The organism is Novosphingobium sp. (assembly GCF_032093395.1).
Taxonomy (GTDB): Bacteria; Pseudomonadota; Alphaproteobacteria; order Sphingomonadales; family Sphingomonadaceae; genus Novosphingobium.
Genome location: NZ_DAMDBA010000045.1, coordinates 1 through 9181 on the forward strand (window position 1 = coordinate 1; position 9181 = coordinate 9181).

Consider the following 9181-nt stretch of genomic DNA (forward strand, 5'->3'; position numbering starts at 1 on the left):
CAGGGCAACATCGAGCCGGCCGAGATGGCCCGCACTTTCAACTGCGGCATCGGCATGGTGCTTGCGGTTCCGGCCGACGACGCGGCAGCGCTCAAGGCCGATCTGGAAGCCGCCGGAGAGACCGTGTTCGTGATCGGCATCGTGGAGGAAGGCGACAAGGGCTGCACCGTACAGGGCAGCGCCGAAGTCTGGTCCGCGCGCGAGGACTGGGAAGCGATCCACCTTGCCTGAAAGGGCTAAAGTCGCCGTCCTGATTTCGGGCAGCGGCACCAACATGGCCGCCCTGCTCTATGCCAGCCGCTTCGAGGACTGTCCCTACGAGATAGTCCTGGTGGCCAGCAATCGGCCGGATGCGGGCGGCCTTGCCCTGGCGGCTGCCGAAGGCGTGCCGACTTATGCGCTGAGCCACAAGGGGCTCTCGCGCGACGAGCACGACGCGGCGATGGACTCCGTGATACGCGAGTCGGGCGCGGAATGGGTGGCGCTGGCCGGTTACATGCGCATCCTGACCGAGGGTTTCGTGCGCCGCTGGGAAGGACGGATGGTCAACATCCATCCTTCGCTGCTGCCGAAATACACCGGGCTCCACACGCACCAGCGCGCCATCGAGGCCGGCGACAGCCACGGTGGCGTCAGCGTCCACCTGGTCATTCCCGAGCTCGACGAAGGGCCGATCCTGGGGCAGATTCCCGTCGCGATAGTTCCAGGCGACACCCCCGAGACCCTGGGCTCTCGCGTCCTGATCGCCGAACACCAGCTCTATTCCCGCTGCCTTGCAGCTCTGGTCGTGCGCGAATCGAGTCCGGAGTGGCTGCTGGAGCGCGTTCGCGAGCGCGCGATGGCGATGCCCGAAGCCGACGAGATACAGAGCCACGGCATGCCCTGCTTCGGGGTGATCAAGGGCAAGAAGTTCGCCTACTTCACGTCCAACCATCACGCCGACGGGCGGACCGCGCTGCTTGTGAAGATCAGCGGGCCGGATGAGCAGGCGATGCTGATCGAGCAGGATGAGGAACGCTATTTCCGCCCCGCCTATTTCGGTGATGGCTGGATCGGCATCCGCCTCGACCTGGGGGGCAACGATTGGGATGCAATCGGAGGATGGCTCGCCCGCTCCTGGCGCTCGATCGCGCCCAAGAGGTTGACCTCCCTCATCGATGCAGCAGATCAGTTCTGACGGATAACCACGCTAGGCGGCACGCCGCCTAGTCAGGCAAACCCGGATCGGGCCCCAACTGCGCCTGCGTCGCGGATCATCCGGCCGATCTGGTCCAGAAGGCAGAGCCGCTCCTTCCGCAAATCTTCGAGCCGAGCGTCCGATGCCGCTTCCAGCTCCGATTCGATCCTCTGGATGGCGCCGTTGACCTCGTCATAGCGGTCGGCCAGCACCGCGAAGTGACCTCGGGTTGCCTTGAGATGGCGCAGGATTTCAAGATCGTCGGGAAATTCCGCGGCGAGTTCGTGGACCTTTTTTGACATCGGCTCTCCTCTCCATGCGCAGCGATCCATAGTTCGCGTGCAAGCTATTCCGCTTCGCTCGATCCTTCCTTGCGCGACATCAATGATCCCGCCTTCCCTCAGATTTCCGTATAGTCCACCAAGGGCCTGCTTTCGCGCGTTCCGCGATAACGCTTCTCGGGCTCCTGCGGATCCCCGGCGATCAGGACGTGATCCTGGTGAACTTCGACCAGCGTGCCCACGAAGGGAAATCCCTCCAGGCTGCCATTGACACGATAGCTGACGGTATCGCCGGCCTTGAACGTCTTCTCGTCGAAGTTGAACTCGAACGGACAGGCTTCGTTTGCCTCACCCATGCCCTGCATCTTCACTCTCCTCTTTGAAGGACAATCTAGCGCAGAAGCGAAAACGGCAAAGGGCAAAACGTCATTGGAGGTACGCGGCGCCCAAAACAAAAAGGCCGCCCCGGAGGGGGCGGCCTTCTCGCTATCGAATGAAGCGAATGCTTCAGCCGACGATTTCTTCCGGCTTGAAGAAGTAGGCGATTTCGATCGCCGCGTTCTCTTCCGAATCCGAACCGTGGACCGAGTTTGCTTCGATCGATTCGGCCAGTTCCTTGCGGATGGTGCCGGCATCGGCGTTCTCGGGGTTGGTGGCACCCATGATGTCGCGGTTGCGCTTCACAGCGTCTTCACCTTCGAGAACCTGAACCACGACCGGGCCCGAGATCATGAAAGAGACGAGGTCGTTGAAGAAGGGACGCTCGGCGTGGACGGCGTAGAAGCCCTCGGCCTGTTCCTTGCTCATCTGGATGCGCTTCGAAGCGACGACGCGCAGGCCGGCTTCCTCAAGCATCTTGGTGACGGCGCCGGTCAGGTTGCGGCGGGTGGCGTCGGGCTTGATGATCGAGAAGGTACGAGTAACCGCCATGGTAGGTTCCTTGGAAAAGGGTTTGAATCTTGCGCGCGCCAGTAGCCGGGAACCAGCGGAACCGCAAGGCGGGCGAGATTAACTTCTCGTCGTCCCGGACTGGATCCGGGACCGCTGTCGATTCTTTAGGCGCAGCCTCTCAGGCGCAAACCGTCAGCGATGATCACGCCGCGACCGGGCGCGGCTTTGTCAGCGGTCCTGGATCAGGTCCGGGACGAAGAGATTTCACGCCGCTGTCCCTGGCTATCAGCCCGCCTGTATCCAGCGACCGCCTTCCTGCTTCCAGTAATAATGCTCCACGCCTTCACGGGTTCGCAGCATGCGCCAGGTGTCGCGGGCATGTTGCAGCGTGGTGTCGTCGAACAGGAAAAAGGTCCGCTCGAACGGGGTTTCGCCCTCGCGCCACGCGCCGTCGGCAATGGCCATGAACCGGGCGCCGTTGGCTGGCTCGGCCATGTCGGAAAGCAGGATCGGCTGGCGATCCTCCCCGCCCTCGCCCGCGAACCCATTGGCGAGGAAGCTCTTGGGCCCGGCGGACCAGAGAGCCTGGCAGATGCGTTGGCGCTGGCCGAGATCTGCGGAGACGACGAGCAGACGCTCGCCGTTCCCCGCCACCTTTCCGGCGATCAGCGCCAGCGCGCTTTCGGCCGGATCGCGACTGAGCTGGTAGAAATCCACGCGCATGTCGCGGCCCCGCCTTTCGCCTTACGCCTCGATCGTGTCGCGCACGAAGCGGTCCAGAAGGCGCACGCCGAAGCCCGAAGCGCCCTTGTCCCAGGTTGCGCCCGGCTTGTCGGTCCATACGGTACCGGCGATGTCGAGATGCGCCCAGGGGGTGTCGTTCTCGATGAAGCGCAGCAGGAACTGCGCCGCCGTGATCGAGCCGCCAAAGCGGGGACCGACGTTCTTGATGTCGGCGATCGGGCTGTCGATCATCTTGTCGTAGTTCGGGCCCATCGGCATGCGCCACAGGCGATCGCCCGAAGCGTCGCCGGCGGCGGCAAGCTGCGCCGCAAGGTCGTCGTTGTTCGAGAACAGGCCTGCATATTCGTGCGCGAGGCTAAGGATGATCGCGCCGGTCAGGGTGGCAAGGTCGATCACCTTGGCGGGCTTATATTCGCGCTGCACCCAGGTGAGCGCGTCGCAGAGCACTAGGCGGCCCTCGGCGTCGGTGTTGATCACCTCGATGGTCTGGCCCGAAAGCGAGGTGACGACGTCACCGGGGCGCTGGGCATTGCCGTCGGGCATGTTTTCCACAAGTCCGCAGACACCCACGATGTTGGCCTTGGCCTTGCGCAGCGCGAGGGCGACCATCGTGCCCGCAACGGCGCCAGCGCCGCCCATGTCCCACTTCATGTCTTCCATGCCGGCAGCGGGCTTGATCGAGATGCCGCCGGTGTCGAACGTCACGCCCTTGCCAACGAAGGCGACCGGCGCCTCGCCGGCGGTGCCGCCCATCCATTCGAGGACCAGCAGGCGCGCGGGGCGCACGGAGCCCTGCGCCACGCCGAGCAGCGAACCCATGCCGAGATCGGCCATTTCCTTCTCGTCGAGCACGCGGACCTTGAGGCCGCTGCCCGCCACTTTCGCCTCGACGCGGGCGACGAAGGATTCGGGGTAGATGATGTTGGCCGGCTCGGTGACGAGTTCGCGGGTGAACGAGACGCCCTCGACGATGGCCTGTTCGACGCCCCAGACCGCCTCGGTGCCTTCCGGCGCGCCGACCACGGCGATGTCCACCAGGCTGGGCTTGGCATCCTCGGCCAGCTTGGTGCGGTAGGTGTCGAGGCGCCAGGCACGCAGAACCGCGCCGAGGAGAACGCCCGCAGCTTCGTCGGCGGAGAGGCCCGCGCCGGTCAGGTCCAGCGTCACGGCGGTCTCGCCCGAGGTCAGGTACTTGCCGACGACGGCTGCGCCCGCACGTTCCACCGCGCCCTTGCGATCGGCGGCATCGGCGGCGCCGATCCCGGCCAGCGCCACGCGCACGGTCTTTCCATCACGCTCGACGAAACCTTCGAATATCTGCCCGGCCTTGCCGCTGAAGCGCGAAGCCTTGGCGCCTTCGACGAGGACCGGCTCGACATCGGCGGGAATCGCATCCTGGTTCACGAAGCGGGCGACGAGACGCGCCGGGGCGGCGGCAGCAGCGTCAAGGAACTGGATATTCATGAGATCTCCTGAATCACGTGGGCGAGCGTCGATGTTGTGCGCTTCGCCGCAACAGCGGATTGCAGTTAGGCACAGGCGGTGCGATAGGCAAGGGATGCTCCCTGCCGCGCCGACCTCGCTGCAAGCCCCCGTTCGCCGCTTGCGACCCGTTTCGCTGAGCGTGATGGCCCTTGGAATCGCCGCGCTCGGCCTGCCTTCGCTGGCGCTTGCGCAGGACGTCTCGCGTCCCGTCGATACCGGCCCGATCGAGGGTGCGCCGCCCGCCCCGCCCCCCTCCACCGACGAAAACGTGCCGATCGCCTTCGAGGCCGACACCGTCGAATACGACCAGAACGACGAATTCGTGACGGCCACAGGCAATGTCGTGCTGAGAAAGGACAGACAGTCCGTCCGCGCCGACAAGGTGACCTGGAACCGCAAGACCGGCCAGATCGTCGGCAGCGGCAATGTCCGCATGGTCGATCAGGACGGCAACCAGCTCTACACCGAAAGCGTCGAGCTGACCGACGAGCTGAAGACCGGCATGATGGAGAACCTGCTTCTCGTCATGCGTCAGGGCGGGCGTCTCGCGGCGAACAAGGGCGAACGGATCGCCAACGGCGATGTCGTGCTCCAGCACGCCGCCTATACCGGCTGCGCCGTCGAGAGCGACGAGGGCTGTCCGAAGAAGCCGACCTGGCGCGTCGTGGCCAAGACCGTCGTCTACAGCGAGACGCAGAATCGCGTGCGCTTCAGCGATGCGCGGCTTGAACTGTTCGGCGCGGTCCAGCTGCCGCTGTTCGGCCTTTCGGTCAGCACCAACGGAGGCGCAGTCTCCGGCTTCCTGGTGCCCGACCTGCGGTCCAGCCCGTCGAACGGCATCGAGGTGGCGCAATCCTATTACTGGCGGCTCGCCGACAACCGAGACCTCACCGGCTCGCTTCACGCCTATACCAAGGCCGCGCCGATGGCCTCGTTCCAGTACCGGGCGCTGACCGATATCGGCGCCTATCAGATCACCGGCTACGCGACCTCCAGCAATCGCATCCCGATCAACAGCAGCAATCCCGACCCGAACCGCGAACGCGCCTTCCGCGGCTACGTATTCGCGAATGGCAGGTTCCAGCTCGACGAGAACTGGAGCATCTCCGCTTCGATCCGGCGCGCCACCGACCGCACTTTCGTGCGCCGCTACGACATCTCGCGTGACGACCGCCTGCGTTCGTCGATCGAGCTGGAGCGGATCGACCAGGACAGCTACTTCTCCTTCGCCGGCTACGCCACGCAGACCCTGCAATCCAGCCGCAACCAAGGCCAGATCCCCGTCGCCTTGCCGGTGCTCGACTATCGCCACCGCTTCGACGATCCGCTGCTGGGCGGCCGGATCGAGACGCAGGTGAACACGCTGGGCATCACCCGCGTGGACGGGCAGGATACCCAGCGCGCCTTCGCCAGCACCCAGTGGTCGCTGCGCAAGCTGACCGGCATGGGCCAGGAAGTGACGCTGACCGGGCTGGTGCGCGGCGACGTCTATCACTCGGATGAGAACGACCTCAGCCCCACCGCCCTCTATCGCGGGGAGGCGGGCTGGCAGGGCCGCGGCATCGCGTTGGCGGCGGTCGATGTGAAGTGGCCGCTGGTCGGCCAGGTCTTTGGCGGCAGCCAGGTACTGACCCCGCGCGTACAGTTCGTCGCCACGCCCAAGATCAAGAACCTGGCGATCCCCAACGAGGATTCGCGCGCGATCGAGCTGGAAGATTCGAACCTCTTCGCGCTCAATCGCTTCCCGGGCTACGACCGGTTCGAGGATGGCGTGCGCTTCACTTATGGGTTCGACTGGATGTTCGAACGCCCGCGCTGGCGCATCAAGTCCACCATCGGGCAATCGATCCGGCTCAGCAACAAGCCTTCGATTCTGCCGGACGGCACCGGGCTCGCCAGCAAAACCTCGGACATCGTCGGCCGCACCGAAGTGCGCTACCGCAACTTCTTCAACATCATTCACCGCTACCGGGTCGACAAGGACACGCTGGCGGTCCGCCGCAACGAGTTCGACATCTCGCTGGGCAACAACCAGACCTATCTCGAATTCGGCTATACCAAGCTCAACCGCGATATCGCGATCGGCATAGAGGATTTGCGGGATCGTGAGGAAGTGCGCGCCGCCGGTCGGGTCGCCTTCGCCAACTACTGGTCGGTGTTCGGCTCCGCCGTCGTCAATCTCACCGATAGCACGGAAGACCCCACATATGGTTCGGACGGCTTCCAGCCGCTCCGTTCCCGCCTGGGCATGGCCTACGAGGACGACTGCCTCCAGATTTCGTTCACCTGGCGGCGCGACTACGTGACCTTCGGCGATGCGCGGAAAGGCAACTCGTTCCAGCTCGGCTTCGCGCTCAAGAACATCGGCGCTTGGTGAAGTCCGGTTAGGTGAAATCCGCCATCGTGAAACAGGATGCCCGCGGGCGTTGGCACGAACGTTGGCACGAACTTTGGCACTATGGGCCAAAGCGGCTATCGGACGTGCTCAGTTTCGGTTAAGCCGCCTGCCGCCACAGGGCCGGAAGTACGCCTAGGCGAACTTCGCCATCGCAGCGGCACCGGCCGGACGGGTCGAATACGGGATATAGGTCAAGGTGAAAGCAATCCAACGCAACACGTTCATCAAGCGCACGGCTCTTGCCTGTGGCGCCCTCGTCGTCTGCGGCGCCGGGGCGGCAACGCTTTCCTCCACCGCCGTCTTCGCCCAGTCCGCCCAGGGCGAGATCGTGGTGCCCGACGATGTGAAGATCTTCGGTAACGACAACCCGAACGTCCGCCGCGCCACGGCCGTCGTCAACGGTGCCGTCATCACCGGCACCGACGTCGACCAGCGTCTTGCCCTGATCCTGGCCGCCAACCAGGGCAAGATCAGCGAAGACGAACAGAAGCGCCTGCGCCTTCAGGTTCTTCGCAACCTGATCGACGAAACCCTGCAGATCCAGGAAGCCAAGGCGGTCGAAGTTTCGGTGGAAGACGCCGAAGTGGACCAGTCCTACGCCCGCGTCGCCTCGCAGAACTTCAACCAGAACACCCAGGCCATGGACGCCTACCTGAAACGGGTGGGATCTTCGCCGGAATCGCTCAAGCGCCAGATCCGTGGCGAACTGTCGTGGCAGCGCCTGCTGCAACGCAACGTTCAGCCGTTCATCAACGTCTCCGATGACGAAGTGAACGAAGTGATCGATCGCCTCAAGGCCTCCAAGGGCACCGAGGAATACCGCCTTGGTGAAATCTACCTGGCCGCCACTCCCGAAACGCAGCAGCAGGTAGAGGCGAACGCCAACCAGGTCATGCAGCAGCTCCGCCAGGGCGGCAGCTTCGTGGCCTATGCACGGCAATATTCGCAAGCATCGACCGCTCCGGTCGGCGGCGACCTCGGTTGGGTCCGTCTCGGCCAGCTTCCCGGCGAGGTTTCCGAAGCCGTGCGTGACATGCAGCCCGGCCAGCTCGCCGGACCGATCGCGATCCCCGGCGGCTACGATATCGTCTACCTGATCGACAAGCGCCAGGTGCTCACCGCCGACCCGCGCGATGCCGTGCTCGCGCTCAAGCAGATTTCGATCGAGTTTCCCAAGGGCGTTTCCGAAACCCAGGCCAATGCCCGGGCGGAAAACTTCGCCAAGACCATCAAGACCGCCAAGGGCTGCGGCGATGTCGACAAGGTTGCCGCCACCATCGGCGCCCAGGTCGTCGCCAACGACCAGGTGAAGGCCCGCGATCTCCCCGGTCCGATCCAGTCCTCGATCCTCAACCTGTCGCCGGGCGAGACGCTGCCTCCCTTCGGTTCGCTGACCGAAGGCGTCCGCATCCTGATGCTCTGCGGCCGCGACGACCCGCAAGTCGATTCCGGCCCGAACTTCGAGCAGGTCATGGCCCAGCTCGAGGATGACCGCGTCAACAAGCGCGCGCAGATGTATCTGCGCGATCTTCGCCGTGACGCCGTGATCGAATACAACTGACGTTAAAGGGGGCGGCGCATATGGCGGCCAAAACCAACGGCGCGCCGCCCCTCGCGGTTTCGTCACCGGGCATTGCGCCCCTGGCAGTTTCCTTGGGCGATCCGGCCGGCGTCGGTCCGGAACTTTTCGCGCAGGCCTGGGCGGATCGGCATGATGCCGGTCTTGCGCCCTTTTTCGCGGTCGGTGGCGCGGAAGTGCTCAAGGCTGCCGCGCGCAGCCGCGGCATCGATCTTCCCGTCGTCAGGATCCGCGCTCCGGAAGAAGCTCTCAGCCTCTTCGCCCAAGCGCTGCCCGTTCTGGGCGACGAGGATGCAACCGTCGCTTTCGGCCGGCCCGACCCGAGCGGCGCCGCCCTCGCACTCCATTCGCTGACGCTTGCCACCCGGCTCGCGCGTTCCGGCGAGGCCGCAGCGATCGTCACCGGCCCCATCGCCAAGTCCAGGCTCGCGGAGATCGGTTTCGAGCAACCCGGCCAGACCGAGTTCCTCGCGGACGAATGCGGTGCCGCACACGGTGATGCCGTGATGATGCTGGCCGGACCCAACTTGCGCACGGTCCCATTGACCGTGCATGTTGCGCTCTCGCAAGTTCCGAGCCTCGTCACCCGCGATCTCATCGAGCGAAAGGCAAGGATCGTCGCCCGC

10 protein-coding genes are annotated in these 9181 nt (G+C 64.8%); 5 read left to right on the plus strand and 5 right to left on the minus strand.

Annotation, left to right across the window (positions count from 1 at the left end; translation table 11 throughout):
• Together RT424_RS14910 and purN are read left to right on the plus strand one after the other, a co-directional pair.
• Nucleotides 1–231: AIR synthase-related protein (locus RT424_RS14910; protein ID WP_313439823.1), on the plus strand; the 231-nt coding region annotated here is incomplete at its 5' end.
• Complete coding sequence (gene purN, locus RT424_RS14915; protein ID WP_313439826.1) at nt 224–1177, plus strand: phosphoribosylglycinamide formyltransferase; 954 nt, start codon at nt 224–226, stop codon at nt 1175–1177. The genes RT424_RS14910 and purN, both read left to right, overlap by 8 nt.
• 32 nt (nt 1178–1209) lie before the next feature.
• Here the strand turns inward: purN and RT424_RS14920 are convergent, their stop codons facing one another.
• From RT424_RS14920 to RT424_RS14940, 5 genes are all read right to left on the minus strand, one after another.
• A complete protein-coding gene (locus RT424_RS14920; RefSeq protein ID WP_313439829.1) occupies nt 1210–1479 on the minus strand; it encodes a DUF465 domain-containing protein in 270 nt (89 codons plus the stop codon).
• A gap of 98 nt (nt 1480–1577) precedes the next feature.
• Nucleotides 1578–1823, minus strand: coding sequence for a hypothetical protein (locus RT424_RS14925; RefSeq protein WP_313439832.1), 246 nt, complete (start codon nt 1821–1823; stop codon nt 1578–1580).
• 142 nt (nt 1824–1965) lie between these two features.
• Nucleotides 1966–2388, minus strand: a complete 423-nt coding sequence (gene ndk, locus RT424_RS14930) for a nucleoside-diphosphate kinase (RefSeq protein ID WP_036524317.1) — start codon at nt 2386–2388, stop codon at nt 1966–1968.
• 246 nt (nt 2389–2634) lie between these two features.
• Nucleotides 2635–3072 (minus strand): DNA polymerase III subunit chi, encoded by a 438-nt coding sequence (locus RT424_RS14935; protein WP_313439844.1) that lies wholly within the window; start codon nt 3070–3072, stop codon nt 2635–2637.
• Nucleotides 3073–3093: 21 nt separating this feature from the next.
• Nucleotides 3094–4557: a leucyl aminopeptidase gene (locus RT424_RS14940; RefSeq protein ID WP_313439847.1), complete on the minus strand. Its 1464-nt coding sequence runs from the start codon at nt 4555–4557 to the stop codon at nt 3094–3096.
• A 94-nt stretch (nt 4558–4651) separates the two neighbouring features.
• Here RT424_RS14940 and RT424_RS14945 point away from each other — a divergent pair, with 94 nt between their 5' ends.
• The 3 genes from RT424_RS14945 to RT424_RS14955 form a co-directional block, all read left to right on the plus strand.
• On the plus strand, nt 4652–6955 hold the full coding sequence (locus tag RT424_RS14945) for an LPS assembly protein LptD (RefSeq protein ID WP_313439850.1): 2304 nt from the start codon (nt 4652–4654) through the stop codon (nt 6953–6955).
• A gap of 217 nt (nt 6956–7172) precedes the next feature.
• On the plus strand, nt 7173–8537 hold the full coding sequence (locus tag RT424_RS14950) for a peptidylprolyl isomerase (RefSeq protein ID WP_313439853.1): 1365 nt from the start codon (nt 7173–7175) through the stop codon (nt 8535–8537).
• Between the two features lie 20 nt (nt 8538–8557).
• The coding region (locus tag RT424_RS14955; protein WP_313439855.1) for a 4-hydroxythreonine-4-phosphate dehydrogenase PdxA at nt 8558–9181 on the plus strand (624 nt) is incomplete at its 3' end.